Genomic DNA, 21,592 nt, shown 5'->3' on the forward strand with positions numbered 1-21,592 from the left:
GGTTCTGACGGGTGCCCTTACCCCCGCGCGAACATCGCCGGGTCGAGCGCCATCACCGCATCGGCCCCGCCTTCGACCTTGCGCCGAAGCGCGCCGGTGTCGGGGATGATGCGTTCGGCATAGAAGCGCGCGGTTACCCGCTTGCCCTCGACGAACATCGGATCGCCCTCGCCCGCCGCCGCCAGCGCCTCGGCCGCGGTCAGCATCCGCAGCCACATCAGTCCGGTCGCGACGATCCCCATGATGTGCATGTACGAATGCGCGCCCGCCCCGACATGGTTCGGATTCTGCATCCCGTTGGCCATGAACCACATGGTCGCCGCCTGCAGGTCCTTCAACCCGCGCTCCAGCCGCTCGGCGAAGTCGCGGGTCGCATCCGCGCCCTTCGCTGTCGCGATTTCCTCGGCTGTGATGCGGAAGAAATGCTGGATCGCACGCCCGTTATTCTGCGCCAGCTTGCGCCCGACCAGATCCATCGCCTGCACGCCGTTGGTGCCTTCATAGATCATCGCGATCCGGGCATCGCGGACATATTGCTCCATGCCCCATTCGGCGATGTAGCCGTGCCCGCCATAGACCTGCTGCGCGTTGGTCGCGACGTCATAGCCCTTGTCGGTGCCATAGCCCTTGATGACCGGAGTCAGCAGCGACACGAGGTCGTCGGCCAGCTCGCGCGTCGCCGCATCCTCGCTCATATGCGCCAGATCGACCTGCAACGCGCCCCACAGGCACAGCGCGCGCAGCCCCTCGGTCAGCGCCTTGCCCTCCATCAGCATCCGCCGCACATCGGGATGGACGAACAGCGTATCGGCCTTTTCCTGCGGTTGCCCCGGCCCGGTCAGCGCGCGCCCCTGCCGCCGGTCGCCGGCATAGATGACGGCGTTCTGATACGCGGTCTCCGCCACGCCCAGCCCCTGCAAACCGACCCCCAGCCGCGCGGCGTTCATCATGATGAACATCGCGGCCAGCCCCTTCATCTCGTCGCCGACCAGCCAGCCCTTTGCGCCGTCATAGTTCATGACGCAGGTCGAATTCGCGTGGATGCCCATCTTGTGCTCGATCGAGCCGCACGTCACCGGATTGCGCGCGCCGAGCGACCCGTCGTCGTTGACGAGGAATTTCGGCACGACGAACAGCGAAATCCCCTTCGAGCTTTCCGGCGCACCCGGCGTCTTGGCAAGGACGAGGTGGATGATGTTGTCGGTCAGGTCATGCTCGCCCGACGAGATGAAGATCTTGGTGCCGGTGATCGCCCACGACCCGTCGTCATTCGGCACCGCGCGCGTCTTGATGAGGCCGAGATCGGTGCCGCATTGCGGCTCGGTCAGGTTCATGGTGCCGCCCCATTCGCCCGACACCATCCTGGGCACATACATCGCCTGCTGTTCGGGGCTGCCCTTGACCAGCAAGGCGGCGATCGCGCCGTGCGTCAGGCCCGGATACATGGCGAAGGCCATGTTGGCGGAGATCAGATATTCCTCGAACGCGGTCGCAACGACATGCGGCATCGCCTGTCCGCCGAACGCTTCCGGTGCCGACAGCGTGCCCCAACCCGATTCGACGAACTGGCGATAGGCCTGCTTGAACCCGTCGGGCGTGGTCACGCTGCCATCGGCGTGGCGGGTGCAGCCCTGCTGATCGCCCGATGCGTTCAAGGGGAACAGCACTTCGGCGACGAAGCGACCGCCCTCTTCCAGCACCGCCTCGACCGTGTCGGGCGTGGCATTGGCGAAGCCGGGCAGCGCGGCATGATCGCCGATCCTGAGCACATGATCGAGGATGAAGCGGGTGTCGCGGACCGGCGGGGTATAGCTAGGCATCGGGTCAATCCTTCTCCGGGGAGGCGCCCTCTGACGGGGCGGTCTGGTACGGCAGCGCTTCGATGGTCGTCACGAAGTCGCTCAGTTCGGCGATCGCGGCATCGATGTCGCGCCGCTGGTTTTCGAGCAGCGCGATCCGGTCACGGCATTTCTGGACGGTGACCTGCCGCTGCACGACGCGGCCGTCGCCGATATCGTACAGGTCGATCATCTCGCGAATATCGGCAAGGCTGAACCCGACCCGCTTGCCGCGCAAGATCCACGCAAGCCGCGCCCGATCACGCTGCGAATAGATGCGGGCGAGGCCGCGCCGTTCGGGCGCGATCAGCCCCTCATCCTCATAAAAGCGCAGCGCGCGCGCGGTCACGCCGAATTCGTTGCACAGGTCGGTGATCGAGAAGCGATCGGCTTGCCCGGGCGAGGGAGGGGACAAGGAGGCTGCGAGTTGCATGACCCGCAAGCTACTTTACGTTGACGTGAACGTCAACTTTCCTCGCCGACCGCTGGTGCCGGCGGGCAGTCTACCCGTTTCGCCGCCTTGCGCTTGACCGCGGTCGTCGCGAATTCGGCGGCGTCGAGCGCGCCGTCGCGGCCCTTGTCCGCTGCCGCAAACTTCGTGCTGGTCTTGATCGCCCATTCGTCGAAGGTCAGCCGCCCATCGCCATTGGTGTCGAGCTTCGCATAGGCCTTGCGCCGCGAGGTCAGATACTCGTCGCGGGTGATGCGGCTGTCGCGATCCTTGTCATAGCGGTCGAAACGCTTCTGTTCGCGCGTGCGCGGCGATGCGGCGGGCGGTTCGGGGATTTCGGCGTCCGCCGTTTGCGCCGTCGCGGACGGTGCCGGCGGCGGCGGCAGTTTCTCGGTCGCCGCAACCCCGCGGAACAGGAACAGCCCCGCCGCGACCAGCGCCAATGCCGACCCTACCCCCGCCAGGAACCGCCACATCGCTTAACCCCCGATTGCCGTCGCCCTGTATCGGTCAGCCGCTATCGCCCGGCAAGTCCGAACCACGCCAGTCGCGCCGCCCGTTTCGGCCCGCCGGGTGCCACCCGTGCCAGATCGAGCCGCGCCGACAGCGCCAGCATGCCGAGCGGCCGGGCGACCCGGCGCAGCGGCGTCGCCAGCGCCTTGCGGGCCAGCACGCCGGCGGTTTCGGCGGTGGCGGAATCGTCGACATGGTACAACAGGTCGGCCAGCGCCCACCCCTGCCCCAGCATCGTCGCCCGGTCGACATCGCCGCCGAGAATCGCGGCCGCCAGCGCGAACAACTGCCCGCCCCGTTCCGCCCCGAACCGGCGCAACGTCTCGCGGTCGAGCGTTTCCTCCTCGATCAACACCTCCCAGCCTTCCACCACTTTTGCCAGCGCCGCGCCGGTAACGCCGCGTGGCAGCACGGTTTCGGCCAATCCGATCAGGACCGGCATGGCGGGCGGCGGGGCGTGGTCCAGCTTGGCAAGCTGTTCGCGCCACCACGCCAGCCGGATCTGGCCGATCGCCGGCTGGGTCGTGGTCCGGACGACATCGGCCAGCGCGGCGTCGAGCGCCAGCAGCGCCGACAATGCCGCGCGGCGGTCGGCGGGAGCATAGGTCAGCGCGAGGCTGCGTTCGGGATCGGGATCGATGGGCATCGGTCCCGTCAGCGCGGGTCTTTACGCTCCGTCAACCCCGATCTGGCAAACAAATCGTCGATTGCGCGACTTTGGCGCTGGGATGGACGGGCAATGATCGGACGCGGACGGGATCGGGGACGATCGGGCGGCTTTCTCACGCGGCTGGCGCACGATCGTGGCGGCAATACGCTGGCGATGATGGCGGTCGCGATGATCCCCCTCCTCGGCATGGCGGGATCGGCGATCGATACCGCGCGGGTTTATTACGTCAAGGTTCGCCTGCAACAGGCGTGCGATGCCGGCGCGCTGGCTGGCCGGAAGTTCATGAACGGCAACGACTTCAACGACGCGGCCAACTCGCAGGCGCGCGCCTTCTTCGCGAATAATTTCCAGACGGGATCAATGGGATCGGAGGCCCCCGTCTTCACGCCGGTCAAGACTGCCGCAGGACAGGTCGCCGCGACCGCGTCGGTCACCGTGCCGATGACGGTGATGCGGATGGCCGGCTTCGAACCGGTTACCGTCTCGGTCGCCTGCGAAGCCAGGCTCGAAATTCCAAATCTCGATATCATGTTCGTTCTCGATACCACCGGATCGATGAGCGACACCAACACCGGCGATACCGCGAACAAGATCACCGGTTTGCGGAATGCCGTCATCAATTTCTACGACACGGTCGAATCCTCTAAGAGGCCCGGGACGCAGGTCCGCTATGGTGCGGTCCCCTATTCGTCCAATGTAAATGTCGGGATGTTGCTGAAACCCGAATGGATCGCCGACAAATGGACGTATCAATCGCGCATTCCCGACGGGACGGCTACATCGACTTCCACGTCAACCGACAACAGAGACTATGTCTGGTACAAATGGAGTGGTTGGACCAAAAAAAGCGGAAATTCAGGTCAACGCAGCTCGCGGGGATCGAACGAAAATTGTGTCGCTCCGTCCAATACCTATAGCGAACAATGGAAGGGCGATCCGTCCAAGCCAGCCCCTAACAACGAATATACAGTATTAAGCACCGTGACGTCCAATGGAAGCACTTATACGGCAAGCATTTCCAATGGCGTTTGCACGGTGAATGAAAGCTGGTGGAATAACTACGTGCAGACGCGTACAGATTATTACAAACCGAACCCGAACAAGGGTACGAAGACGACGACATCAACGACCAAGTACAATTGGCAGTATCGCCCGGTCGAATATGACGTTCGGGCGCTGAAGGGCAACGGATCAACGGTCAGCGGCGGGACGATCAGCCTGCAGATCGGCGATAACCATACGTTTCGTGACGTTTCGTGGAACGCCAACTCGGCGTGCATCGAGGAACGGCAGACGGTCAAACAAGATACCTATCCCACGATCCCCGCAGCGGCGTACGACCTCGATGTCGACATGATCCCGACATCGGACCCGACAACCCAGTGGAAGGTCTGGCTGCCATATGCCGTCTATGCGCGGTACACGATCGACAACTGGCAGACGCAGACCGTAACGACGAGCGACAACTATCAGAACATCGGCGATTATAACGTCGGCGGAAACCGGCTTGCCTATTGCCCCAGCCCCGCGCAGAAACTGCAGACCGTCAACAGGGCAAATTTGGTAAGCTATATCAACGGCCTGACCATCGGCGGTGGTACGTACCACGACATCGGTTTCTTGTGGGGCCTGCGCCTCCTCTCGCCGACGGGCCTGTTCACGAACGAAAATACGACCGCGGCGAACGGCAGCCAAATTTCGCGCCACCTGATTTTTATGACCGATGGCCAGACCGATACCAGCCGCAAGATTTACGATGCCTATGGCCTGCCCGCGCTCGATCAGCGTCGGACTATCGGGATGCCGACCGACACGCAGCAGAACACGATCGTCGCCAACCGCCTGTCTGCACTGTGCGATGTCGCCCGGCGCAAGAACATTACCGTCTGGGTCATCGCCTTCGGCACGACGCTCAGCCCGATGCTCGAACAATGCGCCGCCGGCGGGCGTGCTTATCAAGCGGCGAACACCGCACAGCTCAACACCGCGTTCAGCAGCATTGCGGCGCAGATCGCCAAGCTGCGGGTGTCGAAATGATCGTGCGGATCGCGCGCGATCGGCGCGGCGCGACCCTGATCGAATTCGCGTTGCTCGCCCCCGTCCTGCTGCTGTTGCTGATGGGCCTGTTCGACCTGTGCTACCGGTCGTACGCCCAGGCAATCCTGACGGGCGCGCTACAGGCCGCCGCGCGCAAGGGCACGCTGGAGGGTAACGCGACCACGTCCGCCGCCGCGGCGATCGACGAGGCGGTGATCCAGCAGGTGCGACCGGTCGCGCCGAACCTGACCTGGATCAGCAAGCGACTGCATTATCGCAACTATGACGGCGTCGAAGCCGAACCGTTCGACGACGTCAACAGCAACAATCGCCGTGACGCCGGGGAATGCTTCACCGACACCAACGGCAATGGCCTGTGGGATTCCGATCCGGGTACCACCGGTCAGGGCGGTGCGAACGACATCACCGTCTATACCGTAGAGATCACCTATCCCCGCCTGTTTCCGCTGACCGGGCTGATGGGCTGGTCCTCCGATCAGACAATCTCGGCGTCCAGCGCGCTCAAGAACCAGCCCTATGACACGCAGAGCGCAGCCACGCCGGAGCGGATATGCTGAGGATCGTGGCCCGCCGACTGCACGATCTGCACCATGCCCGGCGCGGCGTCGCCCTGCTGGAATTCGCGCTGGCATTGCCCGTCGTCCTTACCATCGGGCTGTGCGCGGTCGAATTGTGCAATTTCGGCGTCCAGCAGCTTCGGCTGAGTCAGGCGACGCAGACGCTCGCCGACAATATCTCGCGCGTCGGCGTCGACACCAACGCTGCGACGCAACAGCTGCGCGAGGCCGACGTGAACGAGGTGATCGGCGGGCTGCGCCGGCAAACCGAAGCACTGGGCGTCACCACCAACGGCCGGGTGACGATTTCCAGCCTCGAGACGAAGGATGGCGCGCAGTGGATTCACTGGCAGCGCTGCGTCGGGCTGAAACGTGGTCCGGGCTATGATTCGAGTTTCGGCCGCGAAGGCGATGGCGGAACATCGGGCAGCACGTTTCGGGGAATGGGCGACCCGGCCAAGCCGGTGCAGGCACCCGATCGCGCGGCGGTGATCTTCGTCGAGATCAATTTCGACTATCAGCCGCTGCTACCGACCTTCTTTCTCGGCAACCCGAAATTGCAGCAGACCGCCGCCTTCATCGTGCGCGACAATCGCTGGCTGCAGGACGGCGTGCGCGATCCGGTACCGCAGGTGAAGCAACGCATGACCTGCGACCGCTACACCGTCTGAGGGTCCATCCGAAATTCACGCGAAGGCGGATTTGAAGGCCGTCCGTTCCGGAAACCGGTAGCGTGATCGGCACTTCGCGGGTCCGGCACATTCCCGAACCGACGCGGCGACCAGTCGCCGCTGCGGAGGATACCGCAGCGGCGCCGTGGCTTACTTGTACGTGACCTTCTTCACCGCCGCGACGACCTTGTCGCTGGTGATGAGCGCCAGCTTTTCGAGATTGGCGGCATAGGGCAGCGGCACGTCTTCGTTGGTGACGCGCAGCACCGGGGCGTCGAGATCGTCGAAGCCCTGCTCCATGACCACCGCGGCGATTTCCGACGCGATCGAGCAGGTCGGCCAACCTTCCTCGACCACGACCAGCCGGTTGGTCTTCTTGAGCGACTTCAGCACCGTCTTGGTGTCGAGCGGGCGCAGCGTGCGCAGATCGATCACCTCGGCATCGATGCCCTCGCCGGCCAGCTTCTCGGCGGCTTCGAGCGCAAGGCCGACGCCGATCGAATAGCTGACGATGGTGACGTCCTTGCCCGGCTTCATGATCCGCGCCTTGCCGATCGGCAGGACGAAATCGTCGAGCTTCGGCACGTCGAACGAGCGACCGTACATCAGTTCGTTTTCGAGGAAGACGACCGGATCAGTCGAGCGGATCGCCGCCTTCAGCAGACCCTTCGCATCGGCCGCATCATAGGGTGCGATCACGATCAGGCCGGGGACCGAGGCGTACCACGGGCCATAGTTCTGCGAGTGCTGCGCACCGACGCGGCTCGCCGCACCGTTGGGACCGCGGAACACGATCGGGCACCGCATCTGGCCGCCCGACATGTAATTGGTCTTGGCCGCCGAATTGATGATGTGGTCGATCGCCTGCATGGCGAAGTTGAACGTCATGAATTCGATGACCGGACGCAGGCCGCCCATCGCCGCACCGGTGCCGATGCCGGCAAAGCCGTACTCGGTAATCGGCGTGTCGATGACGCGACGATCGCCGAACTCGGCGAGCAGGCCCTGCGTGACCTTGTACGCGCCCTGATATTCGGCGACTTCCTCGCCCATCACGAACACGCGGTCGTCGGCCCGCATTTCCTCGGCCATCGCGTCGCGCAGCGCGTCGCGGACCGTGGTCTTGACCATCTCGGTCCCTTCCGGGATTTCCGGGCTGGTGTCGCCTTCCTGATCGGCGGCGTCGAACAGCTGGCGCGCGCCGGTCTCGGCGTGCTGCTGCGTCGTGCCCTCGGGTGCGGGCGGTGCCTTGTCGTCGTTCTTCTCGTCGGCCTTCGGCGTAGCTGCCGCGGCTTCGCCGGCACGCGCCTCGGTCGGCTGGGCCGACTTGGCGGCGTCGACATCCTCGCCCTCGACGGCGAGGATCGCGATGACCGCGCCGACCTTTACGTTATCGGTGCCCTCGGCGATCAGGATCTGCGCGATCGTACCTTCGTCGACCGCTTCGAATTCCATCGTCGCCTTGTCGGTCTCGATCTCGGCCATGATGTCGCCCGACTTGACCGTGTCGCCCTCCTTGACGAGCCACTTGGCCAGCGTGCCTTCTTCCATCGTGGGCGACAGCGCCGGCATCTTCAGTTCGATCGGCATCTCAGTAGGTCTCCACCAGAACGTCGGTGTACAGTTCCTTGGCGTCCGGTTCGGGCGCGCTTTCGGCGAAATCGGCAGCCGCGTTCACCACCTTGCGGATTTCCGCCTCGATCGCCTTCAGCTCGTCCTCCTGCACGCCGGCGGCGGTCAGCTCGCGCTTCAGCCCCTCGATCGGGTCCGAATTGTCGCGCATCGCCTGCACTTCGTCGCGGCTGCGATACTTGGCCGGGTCGGACATCGAATGGCCGCGATAGCGATAGGTCTTCATCTCGAGGATGATCGGCCCCTTGCCCGCACGCACCCATTCGAGCGCGGTTTCGGCGGCACCACGGCACGCCAGTACGTCCATGCCATCGACCTGGATGCCCGGAATGCGGAAGCTTTCGCCGCGGCGATAGAGCTGGTCCTCGGCCGACGAGCGGTTGACGCTGGTGCCCATCGCATACTGGTTGTTCTCGATCACGAAGATGATCGGGAGCTTCCACAGCTCGGCCATGTTGAACGATTCGTACACCTGACCCTGATTCGACGCACCATCGCCGAAATACGTCATGCAGACGCCGCCGTCGTTGCTGTACTTGTGACCGAACGCGAGGCCCGCGCCCAGCGACACCTGCGCACCCACGATGCCGTGGCCGCCATAGAACTTATGCTCGGTCGAGAACATGTGCATCGACCCGCCCTTGCCGCGGCTGATGCCAGCCTCGCGCCCGGTCAGTTCGGCCATGATCACCTTCGGATCGATGCCATAGGCGAGCATGTGGCCATGGTCGCGATAGCCGGTGATCACCGAGTCCTTGCCGGACTCGAGCGCCGACTGCAGCCCCACGGCGACGGCTTCCTGCCCGATATACAGGTGGCAGAAACCACCGATCAGGCCGAGGCCGTACAATTGACCCGCTTTCTCCTCGAAACGACGGATCAGCAGCATCTCCTTGTAGAAGGAGAGCAGCTCCTCTTTCGACGCCTCGTACCGCGTTGGCTCACCCGGCCGTTCGCGATTGGGAATGACGGGTTCGCTGATGCGGCCTGGCGCCGGTGCTTTTGCCACGGTTCGGATGCCTCGTTCCTGAAAGGATGGGAAGGAAGCGCCGCCTATGGCGCGAATTATGCCCTCGTGCAACCGAACCTGCCCGTTCCGGTCCGGATTCAGTCGTCGATGCGGATCCCGCAGCGGCTTCGCGCCGCCGCCTCGCCAGTGATCGGCACGATGAATTCATCCGGGTGGGCGACGTTCAGCTTCCGCCGGACCAGTTCGTCGACCATGTCCGGGTCGGCATGGCGCGGATCGAGCAGCTCGACCCGGTTGCGCAGCTCGGCGCGCACCTTCTCCAGACACGCATATTGCGCCTTCCGCACCGCCAGGTTGCGCTGATACTCGCGATACGCCAGCACGCCGTTCGGCCCCAGCACCGCGTGATAGGCGAAGAAGCCGATGACGAGGATCACCAGCGCCGGCCATCCGGCACGTTTCAGCATCTGACGAAGGGGCGAGGGGCGCGACATGGCGCGTATGTCGGTTATAGCCTGCGCCCACGCAAGCCACCAACCGGTGCCAAGGAGCCGATATGCACCTGCTGCACGATCCCGCGACCCTGACCGACCCGACCGACTTCGACACGTTCCTGAAGGTCGATATCCGTGTCGGCACGATCGTCGCCGCCGAACCCTATCCGCAAGCGCACAAGCCCGCGATCAAGCTGATCATCGATTTCGGCCCGGTGCTGGGCCGCAAACGATCGAGCGCGCAGATCACCGAACATTATGATTGCGACGGACTGCTCGGACGACAGGTCGCGGCGGTGGTCAATTTCCCGCCGCGTCAGATCGGCAAGTTCGTGTCCGAGGTGCTGACGCTGGGCTTTCCCGACGAAGCCAGCGCGGTCGTGCTGTTCGCGCCGGACCAGCGGGTGCCGGACGGCGGGCGGCTGTTCTGACCGTCGCACGGGCACCGGTCATGGCGGGTGCATCCGCGCTGCATTGCCGATACAGGCCATATCCGGGGGCGGCGAACGCATCCCGTTTGAAGGAAGAAGGATGAATAACGGAACCGCCGCCGCATGGGACGCAAGCCGGGTCCGCCTCTGGCTGGAGAGCCGCCTGTCCGCCGCGAAGCTGGAGCAGGCAGCGGCGGACCGGCGCGGCTACGAGGCGCAGGGCGACTATGATAAGGCCGCAGCGGAGGAATGGGTCAGCCGCGCGTTGCTCGCCACCGATTGCACGACGGATCAGGCCGCCTTGGCCGGCCGCGTGAAGGCGTTGCTGGCGCAGGACGAATACCGGATTACCGGCATCTACGACGACCGGCGATTCGACCGCGGCGTCCGGGCGCAGCTGCGGAAAATCGCGAAGATGACGAAGGCGAACGAAGGGTTCGCGAACCTGTTACGGTATCAGGATTGAGAAGCACGTCGGCAACGGCGACCGAAGTTAGGTGGATTGGCAACGACATGGCCCGCAAGAACAACCGGCACGATCCCTATCCGCAGACGGATGACAGCGACGATGCACCGGCCCCCGCCGTCCCCTGCTGGCTGTGCGGCCGGCCCACCGGCAAGACGATCGTCTGGCACCATCCCGTCCCCAAAAGCCGGGGCGGACGCGACGTCGTGCCGATGCATTCGATCTGTCAGCAGACGTTGATGGCCAATTTCACCAATTCCGAACTGCAACGCGCCGGCATGGACGTCGACACACTGCTGGCGAATCCGAATGTCCGCAAATTCGTCGACTGGGTGGCGAACAAGGACCCGGACTTCACCGCGACCATCGCCAAAAAGCAACGCTGAGCCACTATCGAAGGACTTCCGGCGGCCCGGACCACGATACGCCGACGCCACCCCACGCAAAAGGGCGCCGGTTCGCACCGACGCCCCCTTCGCAGACCGACGATCGCCTCAACGCAGGATCGAACGCCCCGCATAGCGTGCGGCACCGGCCAGCTCTTCCTCGATCCGGATCAGCTGGTTGTACTTGGCAAGCCGGTCCGACCGCGCCAGCGAGCCGGTCTTGATCTGGCCGCAGTTGGTCGCGACCGCGAGGTCGGCGATCGTCGCGTCCTCGGTTTCGCCCGACCGGTGCGACATGACCGCGGTATAGCGGTTGCGCTGGGCGAGGCTCACCGCCTCCAGCGTTTCGGTCAGCGTGCCGATCTGGTTGACCTTCACCAGCAGCGAGTTGGCGAGGCCCTGTTCCAGACCCATCGCCAGCCGCTTCGGGTTGGTCACGAACAGATCGTCACCGACCAGCTGGACCTTGTCGCCGATCTTGTCGGTCATCGCCTTCCAGCCTTCGAAATCGTCCTCGCCCATGCCGTCCTCGATCGACAGGATCGGATAGCGCGCGGCGAGATCGGCGAGGTAATCGGCCATTTCGTGCGGGGAGAGCGACTTGCCCTCTCCGACCATCTCGTACCGGCCGCCCTTGAAGAATTCGGTCGCCGCGCAATCGAGCGCTAGCATCACGTCCTCGCCGGGCTTGTACCCGGCGCGCTCGATGCTCTGCATGATGAAGTCGAGCGCGTCGATCGTGCTGCTCAGCGCCGGGGCGAAGCCGCCTTCGTCGCCGACCGAGGTGGCGAGACCCTTTTCGGACAGGCCCTTCTTCAGCGTGTGGAAGATTTCCGAACCGCACCGGACCGCTTCGGCGATGCTGTCGGCACCGACCGGCATGACCATGAATTCCTGGAAATCGATCGGGTTGTCGGCATGTTCGCCACCGTTGATGATGTTCATCATCGGCACCGGCAGCAGATGCGCCGACACGCCGCCGACATAGCGATACAGCGGCAGGCCGCGGGCATCCGCCGCCGCCTTGGCAACCGCCAGGCTGACGCCGAGGATCGCGTTCGCGCCCAGCCGGCCCTTGTTCTCGGTCCCGTCGAGCTGGATCATCGCTTCGTCGATGTCACTCTGGTCTTCGGCATCCATGCCCAGCACCGCTTCGGCGATGTCGCCGTTCACCGCCTCGACCGCGCCCAGCACGCCCTTGCCCAGATAGACGCTCTTATCGCCGTCACGCTTTTCGACGGCTTCGTGCGCGCCGGTCGACGCGCCCGACGGGACCGCGGCGCGGCCGAAGCTGCCATCCTCCAGCAGCACATCGACCTCGACGGTCGGATTGCCGCGGCTGTCGAGGATCTGGCGGCCATGCACCTGAATGATTGCGGTCACGTAACGACTCCTTCTATGTCCGTGCGAACGGCTTGGTCGCGGCCCCTCTATCCATTCGTCCCGCCGCTCGCAAATCCTCCGCACGACGGAACCCGACCATGGCCGCATGGTTATCGTTCCGAAACGAAGAAAGGATTCGTTATGACCGACTTTAACAGGACCGGGGGTTCGCCGGCCACCAGCGACACCGCTGTCGACTTCAATGCCGATCTCAAGCCAACTACCGGCGGCACCGTCGAATTCACGCCGGCCGCCACGACATCGTTCGATTCGGAAGCAACCTCGACCGGCAGCACCACCCAGACGCTGAAGGACGAGGCGTCGAAGCTGTCGGTGAAAGCGACCGAAAAGGCGCGCGGTCTGGCCGACGAAGGCAAGGCACGGGCCACCGGCGCGCTCGACGAATTCTCGAAGCTGGTGGAAGATGCCGCCGGTACCGTCGATGAAAAGCTCGGCGAACAATATGGCCAATATGCCCGCTCGGCGGCCAAGGCCATTTCGGGCTTCTCGGACAATCTGCGCGGCAAGGAAGTTGACGATCTGATCGCCGACGCCAGCGATTTCGTCCGCAAGAGCCCGGCAGTCGCCATCGGCACTGCCGCAGCACTCGGCTTCCTGCTGGCGCGCATCGTGAAGGCCGGCACCGATGCCGACACCATCCCCGCGGTAAAGGGCTGACCCCGATCATGGGGGACGAGGGGCTGGGAACGGTTGTCGGCCGCGTCGTTGAGGACGCGAAGGCCTATGCCAAGGCCGAGTTGACGCTGTGGAAGACGGTGGCCAGCACGCGCGGGTCGCAGGCCAGCATCGCCGCAGGCCTTGCGGTCGGCGCGGTGGTCATCGCGCTGTCGGCGGTCACCGCCTTGCTGGTCGGGGCGATCCTGTCGCTGCGGCCGATCATGGGGCCGGGCTGGGCCACGTTGCTGGTCGTCGTCGTGGCGCTGGTCGTGGCGGCGATCCTCGCCAAGGTCGCGTTGTCTAGCTTCAAGCGCGTTGTCGCGCCGTTGGGAGACAGCTGATGATTCCGCCAACCCTCGCTGCCGCCCGCACCGACGCGCTGATCAAGCGTGCCCGGTTGCAGGCCAGCCTTGCCGAAGCGAAGCATCGCCTGTCGCCGTCGACTATCGCCTCGGGCGTGGCCGACGACCTGAAAGACAAGGCGGAGGATGGCGTCGCCCTCGTGATGGAACGGCCGGGCGTGGCCGCCGGCATCGCGACCGGCTTCGTCGCCCTGCTCGCCCGCAAGCGCATCGCCCGGCTGTTCCGCAAGGCTCCACCCCCGCCCCCCATCGCCGCGCCCCCGCCCGTCCCGAACAAGGAATGACATCATGAGCGAACTCAAGACCGTCCCGCACGAAACCGCGGGCACCATCGACACGCTGAAGGAAAAGGCTTCGACCGCCGCCCACGCCACCAGCGACGCCGCCCACGACGCCGCAAAGCGTGCCTCGGACGCCGCGCACGAAGCCGCCCAGCGCGCGTCGGAAGCAGCGCATGACGCCGCCAAGCGCGCATCCGACACGATCGAGACCAATCCGCTCGCGGTCCTCGCCGGCGGCCTAGCGCTCGGTGCCGTCGTCGGTGCCTTGCTGCCGCGCACCGCGCAGGAAACGAAGACGCTCGCCCCGCTCGGCAAGAAGCTCGCCGCTGCCGCCACCGCCGCTGCCGCAACGGCACGCGACGTCGGCAAGGAGCAGCTGACCGCCGCGCTGCCGAGCAAGGACGGTGCCAAGGAACAGCTTCGCGCCGCGTTCGGTACGGTGGTGCAGGCGGCCAAAGACAGTGGCAAGGCCGCCGTCAAGGGCTGACCTCCACCACGAATCCCAGTTTATGGGTTGAAGGGTACGCTCCGTCCGCTATGCGACGGGGCGTATCTTTTTTTGCACTGCGGGAGCGATCATGAGCAAACTCCACCTCGTCTTCGGCGGCCGCGTCGCCGATCCGCGCACGCTCGATTTCGCCGACCTCAAGGCGATCGACGTCGTCGGCATCTTCGGCGACTATGCCAGCGCGGAAAAAGCATGGCGCGCCGCCGCACAGCGGACCGTCGACGATGCCGAGATGAAGTATGTGGTGGTCCACCTCCACCGCCTGCTCGAACCGGAACTGCCGGCGGCGTAAGGGTCGCTTACTAACCCGTTTGGTTCGAGCAGCTTCGAGCTTGTCGAGAAGCGTCCGTCGAGAACTTGCCCACTCGGGGCACCGTCTTCTTGACTGCGGTTCTCGACAAGCTCGAACCTCCGCTCGAAGCCAACGGGATCGACGTGAGGAACGGGGACCGATACGAACTCGGCTCAGTCGGTTTCAGCCACCCGCCACACCCCCCAGCGCCACCGCAACAAGGGTCGCAGCAGCACCATCCCGGCGATGAACCCGCCGGCATGTGCCGCCCCCGCGACCGGCATCTCGCTGCCTGCGCTCGACCAGCCGATCGCCAGATTGAGCAGCGTCCAGCTGACCCCCAGCCATAGCGCATGGACGACATGCGCCGGCACCGGCCCGATCGCCTTCGCCTTGCCGCCACCGAACAGCAGCGCATAGGCCCCGATCAGCGCCGAGATCGCACCGCTCGCCCCGATCATCGGCGCGGGCGAGGTCGGTCCGGCCAGCCACTGCGCCGCGACCGACGCATAAGCCCCGACCAGCAACAGGACCAGCACACCGCGCAAGCCCACCGCGCGCTGCGTCGGGGTGCCGACGATGGCGAGGGTCAGCAGATTGAAGCCGAGATGCAACCACCCGTCATGGATGAACGCGGCGGTAAGCGGCGTCAGCCACACCGGCACGAACGGCGCAAACCCCTCGATCGACGCGACATTGCTGGTCATTCGCAGCGGCACGAAGCCCGCCGCGATCGCCGCGCTCCACACGCAACCGGTCAGGATCAGCCACGCGCTGACGCACGCGATCGACCCGCCGATCACCACGATCGACGGCGAAGGACGCCGTTCGAACATCGGAGTTTAGATGAACTCGATCTTCGAAATCTGGTAATACCGGTCGCCTGACGGCACCGTCACCTCGACATCGTCGTCGATCTTGCGCCCGATCAGCGCGCGTCCCATCGGCGAATTGTACGAGATACGGCCCGACTTGGCATCGGCCTCAGTCTGGCCGACGATCTGGTAGGTGACCGCCTTGTCGTCCTCATCGAGCAGGGTCACGGTCGCGCCGAACACGACCTTGTCGCCCGACAGGTCCTTCGGATCAATGACCTGCGCGCGCGACAGCTTGTCCTCGATATCGGCGATCGATGCCTCGATCTGGCCCTGCCGTTCCTTCGCCGCATGATATTCGGCGTTTTCCGACAGATCGCCATGCGCGCGCGCTTCCTCGATCGCGTCGATGATCTGCGGCCGTTCGACCTTCAGTTGCTTGAGATGCACCGTCAGGCGATCATAGCCCTCTTGCAACATCGGCATCTTTTCGACCGTCGCCATCGCGCGCGCGTCCCTTTTCGTAAGTAGCCCCCTCACACGGCCGGGCCTCCCTGCCCGTCCGTGCGCAACTATTCGCTGATGGGGATCAGTTGTGCGATCAAGAATAATAGGACTGCAACGGCCGCACTTCAAGGGAGCGGGCCGCCAGTGCCTGAATGGCCTGCGCCACCGCCACGCTGGCGGGCGCGGTCGTGAAATACGGCACCTTCTGCGATTGCGCCGAAGCACGGATCGATTCGGAATCCTTCAGCGACTGCCAGCCTTCGGTCGTGTTGAAGATCATCGCGATATCGCCGTCGAAGATCTTGTCCACGATATGCGGGCGGCCCTGCGCCACCTTGTTCACGCGTTCTACCGGCACGCCGTGTTCGGCCAGATAATCGGCGGTGCCGGCGGTCGCGACGATCCTGAACCCCATCTCGACCAGCAACTGCACGCCGGGCAGGATCACCGGCTTGTCGCCCGACTTGACCGAGACGAACACCGTGCCACCGGTGGGCAGGACGATGCTCGCACCCATCTGCGCCTTGGCAAAGGCAGTCGCGAAATCACTATCGATTCCCATGACTTCGCCGGTCGACTTCATTTCGGGTGACAACACGGGATCGACGCCGGGGAAGCGGCCCCATGGGAACACCGCTTCCTTGACCGCGACATGGTCGATATGGCGGTCGATCATCGGCAGGTTGGCCAGCTTCTCGCCCGCCATCACCCGCGCCGCGATCTTGGCGACCGGCGTGCCGATCGCCTTGGCGACGAACGGCACGGTGCGGCTGGCGCGCGGATTGACCTCGATCAGATAGACCTTGCCGTCCTTGACCGCGAACTGGATGTTCATCAGCCCCTTGACGTTCAGCGCCTTGGCCAGCGCCACCGTCTGCCGCTCGATCTCGGCAATGACCTCTGCGGTCAACGAATAGGGCGGCATCGAGCACGCGCTGTCGCCCGAATGGACACCGGCTTCCTCGATATGCTGCAACACGCCCGCGACGACGACATCGTCGCCATCGGCGATCGCATCGACATCGACCTCGATCGCGTCGCGCAGATACTGGTCGATCAGGACCGGCGAATCGCCCGACACCTGCACCGCCGTCTGGATATAATCGTCGAGCTGGCCCAGCGAATCGACGATCTCCATCGCCCGCCCGCCCAGCACATAGCTCGGCCGCATCAGCACCGGATAGCCGATCCGCTCGGCGATCACCGCCGCTTCGTCGCGGCTGCGCGCCAGACCATTGGCCGGCTGGAGCAGGCCGAGCGAGGTGACCAGATCGGCGAAGCGCTCACGATCCTCGGCCAGATCGATCGAATCGGGCGTCGTGCCGAGGATCGGGATACCGGCCGCTTCGAGTGCGCGGGCGAGGTTCAGCGGCGTCTGCCCGCCAAACTGCACGATCACCCCGACCAGCTCGCCCCTCGACGCTTCGACATGCAGGATTTCCAGCACGTCCTCGGCGGTCAGCGGTTCGAAATACAGCCGGTCCGACGTGTCGTAATCGGTCGACACCGTTTCCGGATTGCAGTTGACCATGATGGTTTCATAGCCGGCGTCGCTGAGCGCAAAGCAGGCATGGCAGCAGCAATAATCGAACTCGATCCCCTGCCCGATCCGGTTCGGACCACCGCCGAGGATGACGATCTTCCGCGCGTCCGACGGCGCGCTTTCATCCTCCGGCTCGCCGAACGTCGGCGCTTCGTAGGTCGAATACATATACGGCGTCTTCGCCTCGAACTCGGCGGCGCAGGTGTCGATCCGCTTGAAGACCGGCCGCACGTCCAGCTTGTGGCGATGCGCGCGCACCTCTTCCTCGGTCACGCCACCGGTCATCATCTTGACGACTTCGTGGATCAGGCCCGACCCGCGCGCGATGCCACGCTCCATGCCGCGCAGATTGGCCGATTGCAGCGCCAGCCACGCCAGCCGCTTGTCGCTGAACCCCATCGACTTCAGCCGACGCATCCCCGCCGCGTCCTGCGGCAGACCGTTGGTACAAACTTCGGTTTCGGCGGCGACGATCTCGGCGATGCGTTCGAGGAACCACGGATCATATTTGGCGATGGCGTGGATTTCGGCGACGGTGAAGCCCTCACGCAGCGCCTGGGCCGCGACCAACAGCCGGTCGGGCGTGGCGACGGCCAGCGCCGCCTCGATCTCGGCACGCGGCGCACCGGCAAGGCGTTCGACGGTGTTGAACCCCGACAGCCCGGTCTCCAGACCGCGCAGTGCCTTCTGCATCGACTCGTGAATATTGCGGCCGATCGCCATCACTTCGCCGACCGACTTCATCGCCGTCGACAACAAGGCCTGCGACCCCTTGAACTTTTCGAAGGCGAAGCGCGGGATCTTGGTGACGACATAGTCGATGGTCGGTTCGAACGATGCCGGCGTCGCGCCGGTGATGTCGTTGGTGATCTCGTCGAGCGTATAGCCGACCGCCAGCTTCGCCGCGACCTTCGCAATCGGGAAGCCGGTCGCTTTCGATGCCAGCGCGGACGACCGCGAGACGCGCGGGTTCATCTCGATGACGATCAGGCGGCCGTCCTTCGGATTGACCGCGAACTGTACGTTCGAACCGCCTGTTTCGACACCGATTTCCCGCAGGACCGCGATCGATGCGTTGCGCATGATCTGGTATTCCTTGTCGGTCAGCGTCAGCGCGGGAGCCACGGTGATCGAATCCCCGGTATGGACGCCCATCGGATCGATATTCTCGATCGAACACACGATGATGGCATTGTCCGCGCGGTCACGGACGACTTCCATCTCATATTCCTTCCACCCGAGCAGCGATTCCTCGATCAGCACCTCGGTGGTCGGCGACGCGTCCAGCCCTTCGCGAACGATCTTCAGAAATTCGTCGCGGTTATAGGCGACGCCGCCGCCGGTCCCGCCCAATGTGAACGACGGGCGGATGATCGCCGGCAGCCCGACATGCTCCAACCCGGCCAGCGCCTCCGCCTCGCTGTGCGCGATATGGCTGCGCGCGGATTCGAGGCCGATCTTGTCCATCGCGACCTTGAACTTCTGACGGTCCTCGGCCTTGTCGATCGCTTCGGCATCGGCACCGATCATCGTCACGCCGAACTTTTCGAGCGTCCCGTCATTGGCCAGCGCCAGCGCGGTGTTCAGCGCCGTCTGCCCGCCCATCGTCGGCAGCACCGCATCGGGGCGCTCCTTCTCGATGATCTTGGCGACGATCGCCGGGGTGATCGGCTCGACATAGGTCGCGTCGGCGAGGTCGGGGTCGGTCATGATCGTGGCGGGGTTGGAATTGACGAGGACGATGCGATAGCCCTCCTCCTTCAACGCCTTGATCGCCTGCACGCCCGAATAATCGAACTCGCAAGCCTGACCGATGACGATCGGCCCCGCGCCGATGACGAGGATGGACGAAATGTCGGTGCGTTTTGGCATGATTAACGATCGATTCGAGTTACGGAATGGGCCATGATCATTGTGACTACTTCCCTTGCTGCCTTGAAGGAAACATCATCCACTTGATCTCGTATGGACCGAATATGTCTGATTGCAGGCGCCCTGCGAGAAGCGTTGCTTCTGCGGGACTTTTGCCGGTGGTATATGTTCGAAGAGCAAAATGACCATCGACCTTCCAGGGCGACGACGTCGACCAACCCTCTCTGATTAAATTTTCTCGCAGCGCCTCGAGTGTTCTATTGAATCCTTCGACGATCCACCCAACCAACACCATTGAGCGACCCTGAACCTGAAGGCAGGGATCCGTTTTACAAGAGGGTTGCTCGACCTGTGTCGCCCGCTGGAGAATAATGGGCGGCGGGTTCGGGACAGTCGCCTGCACGACTATACTTTCCTCATGTTCGCGACGAACCGCTCGAACAGATAGAAGCTGTCCTGCGGCCCGGGCGACGCCTCGGGGTGATACTGGACCGAAAAGGCGCGACCGCCGTCCACTTCGATGCCGGCATTCGACCCGTCGAACAGCGACACATGCGTCTCGCGGACATTCGCCGGCAGGCTGTCGCGTTCGACCGCGAAGCCGTGGTTCATGCTGGTGATCTCGACCGCGCCGTCCGACAGCCGCTTGACCGGATGGTTCGCGCCGCGATGGCCCTGGTGCATCTTGGTCGTCTTCGCCCCCAGCGCGAGGCCGAGCAACTGGTGGCCAAGGCAGATGCCTAACATCGGCTTGCCGGTCTCCAGCAACTGGCGGATCACCGGCACCGCATAGTCGCCGGTCGCGGCGGGATCGCCCGGACCGTTCGACAGGAAGATGCCGTCGGGGTTGGCCGCCATGACCTGTTCATAGGTCGCGGTGGCCGGTAGCACGGTTACTTCAGCACCGGCGTGAACGAGATTGCGGAAGATATTGCGTTTGCTACCATAATCAATCGCAACGACATGCGGACGCTTGTTCGCCTGCGTGGCAACTTCGCCAACTTCCACGCCCGTGCTGTCGTCATAGCCCTTGCCCAGATGCCATGCCCCGCCGGCCCAGCCATAATGGGTCTCGCACGACACGGTCCTGGCAAGGTCCATGCCCTCCAGCCCCGGCCACGCCTGCGCCTGTGCCAGCAACACGGGAATATCGAACTCGCCGGTCGCCGAATGCGCGATGACGCCGTTCGGCGCGCCGCCCTGCCGGATGCGGCGGGTCAGCGCGCGGGTGTCGATTCCCGCGAGGCCGATCCGGTTGTGCCGCGCCATCCACGCATCGAGATGCTCGTTCGACCGGAAATTCGACGGCTCGGTCACATCCTCGCGGACGATCATGCCCAGCGCATGCGGATCGTTCGCCTCGACGTCATCGACATTGGTGCCGACATTGCCGATGTGCGGAAAGGTGAAGGTGATGATCTGCCCGGCAAAGGACGGATCGGTCATGATTTCCTGATAGCCGGTCATCGCGGTGTGGAAGCACACCTCGCCCACCGCTGCGCCTTCGGCACCGAAGCCACGGCCCCACAGCACGTCGCCATTGGCAAGGACCAGAACACCCGTAGCTCCGTCGGGCATGGCGAATGGCTTGGCGTCGGCCATGATGGGCGGGCACTCCTGGGTAAATCTGATGATGTCGCTAAGCGGTGGCGGCTAGTCCCAACCCCGCCCCCCGTCAATCCTGTGATCGTCGGACGATTGCAGCTAAGGGTGATTGCTTACCCGAACGAACGACATTGGAACCCGCATGATTCGCGACACCATCAAGGACGCGCTGGTCACCGCCATGAAGGGCGGCGACAAGGAAGGCACGGCCACGATCCGCCTGATCCAGTCCTCGATCAAGAACCGCGATATCGAGGCGCGCACCGGCAAGGCTCCCGACAGCGACGACGCACTGGTCGTCGAGGTGCTGCAGAAAATGGTCAAGCAGCGCCGCGAATCGATCGAGATGTACGAAAAGGGCAACCGCCCCGAACTCGCCGCCGCCGAAGCGCGCGAAGTGACCGTCATCGAACGCTTCCTGCCGCAACAGATGGACGAAGCACAGACGGCGGCGGCGATCGAGGCGATCAAGGCCGATCTGGGCGCGACCGGCATGAAGGACATGGGCCGCGTGATGGCCGAGTTGAAGTCGCGCCACGGCAGCGAGCTCGACATGAGCAAGGCCAGCGCGGCGGTGAAGGCAGCGCTGGGCTGACGCATAAGCGGTTG

Annotated in this window: 24 protein-coding genes and 1 pseudogene; 13 read left to right on the forward strand and 12 right to left on the reverse strand. The window is 64.4% G+C overall.

Annotation, left to right across the window (positions count from 1 at the left end; genetic code table 11):
• Positions 1-17: 17 nt before the first annotated feature.
• Genes ASE91_RS15340 through ASE91_RS15355 form a run of 4 tightly spaced genes read right to left on the reverse strand, consistent with a single transcriptional unit; the run spans position 18 to position 3,448 of the window.
• The gene (locus ASE91_RS15340) at positions 18-1,820 is read right to left on the reverse strand and encodes an acyl-CoA dehydrogenase C-terminal domain-containing protein (RefSeq protein WP_056627663.1); all 1,803 of its coding nucleotides are present in this window, start codon (positions 1,818-1,820) and stop codon (positions 18-20) included.
• A gap of 4 nt (positions 1,821-1,824) precedes the next feature.
• A complete protein-coding gene (locus ASE91_RS15345) occupies positions 1,825-2,271 on the reverse strand; it encodes a MerR family transcriptional regulator (protein WP_056004065.1) in 447 nt (148 codons plus the stop codon).
• A gap of 32 nt (positions 2,272-2,303) precedes the next feature.
• Positions 2,304-2,765, reverse strand: a complete 462-nt coding sequence (locus ASE91_RS15350) for an EF-hand domain-containing protein (RefSeq protein ID WP_056627665.1) — start codon at positions 2,763-2,765, stop codon at positions 2,304-2,306.
• A gap of 41 nt (positions 2,766-2,806) precedes the next feature.
• On the reverse strand, positions 2,807-3,448 hold the full coding sequence (locus ASE91_RS15355; RefSeq protein WP_056627673.1) for a squalene/phytoene synthase family protein: 642 nt from the start codon (positions 3,446-3,448) through the stop codon (positions 2,807-2,809).
• A 93-nt stretch (positions 3,449-3,541) separates the two neighbouring features.
• Between ASE91_RS15355 and ASE91_RS21075 the strand changes: the two are divergent.
• From ASE91_RS21075 to ASE91_RS15370, 4 genes and pseudogenes are all read left to right on the forward strand, one after another.
• Positions 3,542-3,733 (forward strand): annotated as a pseudogene (locus ASE91_RS21075) (TadE/TadG family type IV pilus assembly protein); the annotation flags it as partial.
• Between the two features lie 21 nt (positions 3,734-3,754).
• On the forward strand, positions 3,755-5,509 hold the full coding sequence (locus ASE91_RS15360; RefSeq protein ID WP_235530518.1) for a vWA domain-containing protein: 1,755 nt from the start codon (positions 3,755-3,757) through the stop codon (positions 5,507-5,509).
• On the forward strand, positions 5,506-6,087 hold the full coding sequence (locus ASE91_RS15365) for a TadE/TadG family type IV pilus assembly protein (RefSeq protein WP_056627680.1): 582 nt from the start codon (positions 5,506-5,508) through the stop codon (positions 6,085-6,087). Before ASE91_RS15360 ends, ASE91_RS15365 begins: the two co-directional genes overlap by 4 nt.
• Positions 6,081-6,758: a TadE/TadG family type IV pilus assembly protein gene (locus ASE91_RS15370; RefSeq protein WP_056627683.1), complete on the forward strand. Its 678-nt coding sequence runs from the start codon at positions 6,081-6,083 to the stop codon at positions 6,756-6,758. Before ASE91_RS15365 ends, ASE91_RS15370 begins: the two co-directional genes overlap by 7 nt.
• A gap of 150 nt (positions 6,759-6,908) precedes the next feature.
• Here the strand turns inward: ASE91_RS15370 and ASE91_RS15375 are convergent, their stop codons facing one another.
• The 3 genes from ASE91_RS15375 to ASE91_RS15385 all read right to left on the reverse strand — a co-directional run bounded on the left by ASE91_RS15375 (position 6,909) and on the right by ASE91_RS15385 (position 9,854).
• Positions 6,909-8,348 carry a pyruvate dehydrogenase complex E1 component subunit beta gene (locus ASE91_RS15375; RefSeq protein ID WP_056627686.1) on the reverse strand — a complete coding sequence of 480 codons (1,440 nt, stop codon included), beginning with the start codon at positions 8,346-8,348 and terminating at the stop codon, positions 6,909-6,911.
• Between the two features lies 1 nt (position 8,349).
• Positions 8,350-9,399, reverse strand: a complete 1,050-nt coding sequence (gene pdhA / locus ASE91_RS15380) for a pyruvate dehydrogenase (acetyl-transferring) E1 component subunit alpha (protein ID WP_056004085.1) — start codon at positions 9,397-9,399, stop codon at positions 8,350-8,352.
• Between the two features lie 98 nt (positions 9,400-9,497).
• Complete coding sequence (locus ASE91_RS15385; RefSeq protein ID WP_082449919.1) at positions 9,498-9,854, reverse strand: FtsB family cell division protein; 357 nt, start codon at positions 9,852-9,854, stop codon at positions 9,498-9,500.
• A 62-nt stretch (positions 9,855-9,916) separates the two neighbouring features.
• On the opposite strand from ASE91_RS15385, the gene ASE91_RS15390 reads away from it, so the two are divergent.
• The 3 genes from ASE91_RS15390 to ASE91_RS15400 all read left to right on the forward strand — a co-directional run bounded on the left by ASE91_RS15390 (position 9,917) and on the right by ASE91_RS15400 (position 11,137).
• Complete coding sequence (locus ASE91_RS15390; RefSeq protein ID WP_056627689.1) at positions 9,917-10,285, forward strand: tRNA-binding protein; 369 nt, start codon at positions 9,917-9,919, stop codon at positions 10,283-10,285.
• Between the two features lie 100 nt (positions 10,286-10,385).
• The gene (locus ASE91_RS15395; RefSeq protein ID WP_056627692.1) at positions 10,386-10,751 is read left to right on the forward strand and encodes a hypothetical protein; all 366 of its coding nucleotides are present in this window, start codon (positions 10,386-10,388) and stop codon (positions 10,749-10,751) included.
• Positions 10,752-10,798: 47 nt separating this feature from the next.
• Positions 10,799-11,137: a hypothetical protein gene (locus ASE91_RS15400; RefSeq protein WP_056004098.1), complete on the forward strand. Its 339-nt coding sequence runs from the start codon at positions 10,799-10,801 to the stop codon at positions 11,135-11,137.
• Positions 11,138-11,245: 108 nt separating this feature from the next.
• Here the strand turns inward: ASE91_RS15400 and eno are convergent, their stop codons facing one another.
• Complete coding sequence (gene eno / locus ASE91_RS15405; protein ID WP_056627695.1) at positions 11,246-12,520, reverse strand: phosphopyruvate hydratase; 1,275 nt, start codon at positions 12,518-12,520, stop codon at positions 11,246-11,248.
• Positions 12,521-12,661: 141 nt separating this feature from the next.
• Here eno and ASE91_RS15410 point away from each other — a divergent pair, with 141 nt between their 5' ends.
• From ASE91_RS15410 to ASE91_RS15430, 5 genes are all read left to right on the forward strand, one after another.
• Positions 12,662-13,198, forward strand: a complete 537-nt coding sequence (locus tag ASE91_RS15410; protein WP_056627698.1) for a hypothetical protein — start codon at positions 12,662-12,664, stop codon at positions 13,196-13,198.
• Between the two features lie 8 nt (positions 13,199-13,206).
• Complete coding sequence (locus ASE91_RS15415; protein WP_056627701.1) at positions 13,207-13,539, forward strand: phage holin family protein; 333 nt, start codon at positions 13,207-13,209, stop codon at positions 13,537-13,539.
• Positions 13,539-13,844: a hypothetical protein gene (locus tag ASE91_RS15420; RefSeq protein ID WP_056627704.1), complete on the forward strand. Its 306-nt coding sequence runs from the start codon at positions 13,539-13,541 to the stop codon at positions 13,842-13,844. The genes ASE91_RS15415 and ASE91_RS15420 overlap by 1 nt, the downstream gene beginning before the upstream one ends.
• A gap of 4 nt (positions 13,845-13,848) precedes the next feature.
• On the forward strand, positions 13,849-14,328 hold the full coding sequence (locus ASE91_RS19025; protein ID WP_082449920.1) for a DUF883 family protein: 480 nt from the start codon (positions 13,849-13,851) through the stop codon (positions 14,326-14,328).
• 91 nt (positions 14,329-14,419) lie between these two features.
• On the forward strand, positions 14,420-14,641 hold the full coding sequence (locus ASE91_RS15430) for a DUF4170 domain-containing protein (RefSeq protein WP_056004110.1): 222 nt from the start codon (positions 14,420-14,422) through the stop codon (positions 14,639-14,641).
• Between the two features lie 173 nt (positions 14,642-14,814).
• Here the strand turns inward: ASE91_RS15430 and ASE91_RS15435 are convergent, their stop codons facing one another.
• From ASE91_RS15435 to carA, 4 genes are all read right to left on the reverse strand, one after another.
• The gene (locus ASE91_RS15435; protein WP_056627714.1) at positions 14,815-15,477 is read right to left on the reverse strand and encodes a rhomboid family intramembrane serine protease; all 663 of its coding nucleotides are present in this window, start codon (positions 15,475-15,477) and stop codon (positions 14,815-14,817) included.
• Between the two features lie 6 nt (positions 15,478-15,483).
• Positions 15,484-15,960 carry a transcription elongation factor GreA gene (gene greA, locus ASE91_RS15440; protein WP_056004117.1) on the reverse strand — a complete coding sequence of 159 codons (477 nt, stop codon included), beginning with the start codon at positions 15,958-15,960 and terminating at the stop codon, positions 15,484-15,486.
• 97 nt (positions 15,961-16,057) lie between these two features.
• The gene (carB, locus tag ASE91_RS15445) at positions 16,058-19,378 is read right to left on the reverse strand and encodes a carbamoyl-phosphate synthase large subunit (protein WP_056627718.1); all 3,321 of its coding nucleotides are present in this window, start codon (positions 19,376-19,378) and stop codon (positions 16,058-16,060) included.
• A 405-nt stretch (positions 19,379-19,783) separates the two neighbouring features.
• Entirely contained in the window at positions 19,784-20,980 is a 1,197-nt protein-coding gene (carA, locus tag ASE91_RS15450) for a glutamine-hydrolyzing carbamoyl-phosphate synthase small subunit (RefSeq protein ID WP_056627721.1), read from the reverse strand.
• Positions 20,981-21,125: 145 nt separating this feature from the next.
• On the opposite strand from carA, the gene ASE91_RS15455 reads away from it, so the two are divergent.
• A complete protein-coding gene (locus ASE91_RS15455; protein WP_056400590.1) occupies positions 21,126-21,578 on the forward strand; it encodes a GatB/YqeY domain-containing protein in 453 nt (150 codons plus the stop codon).
• Positions 21,579-21,592: the final 14 nt, after the last annotated feature.

Origin of the sequence: Sphingomonas sp. Leaf62 (assembly GCF_001421915.1) — a bacterium.
Lineage (GTDB): Bacteria > Pseudomonadota > Alphaproteobacteria > Sphingomonadales > Sphingomonadaceae > Sphingomonas.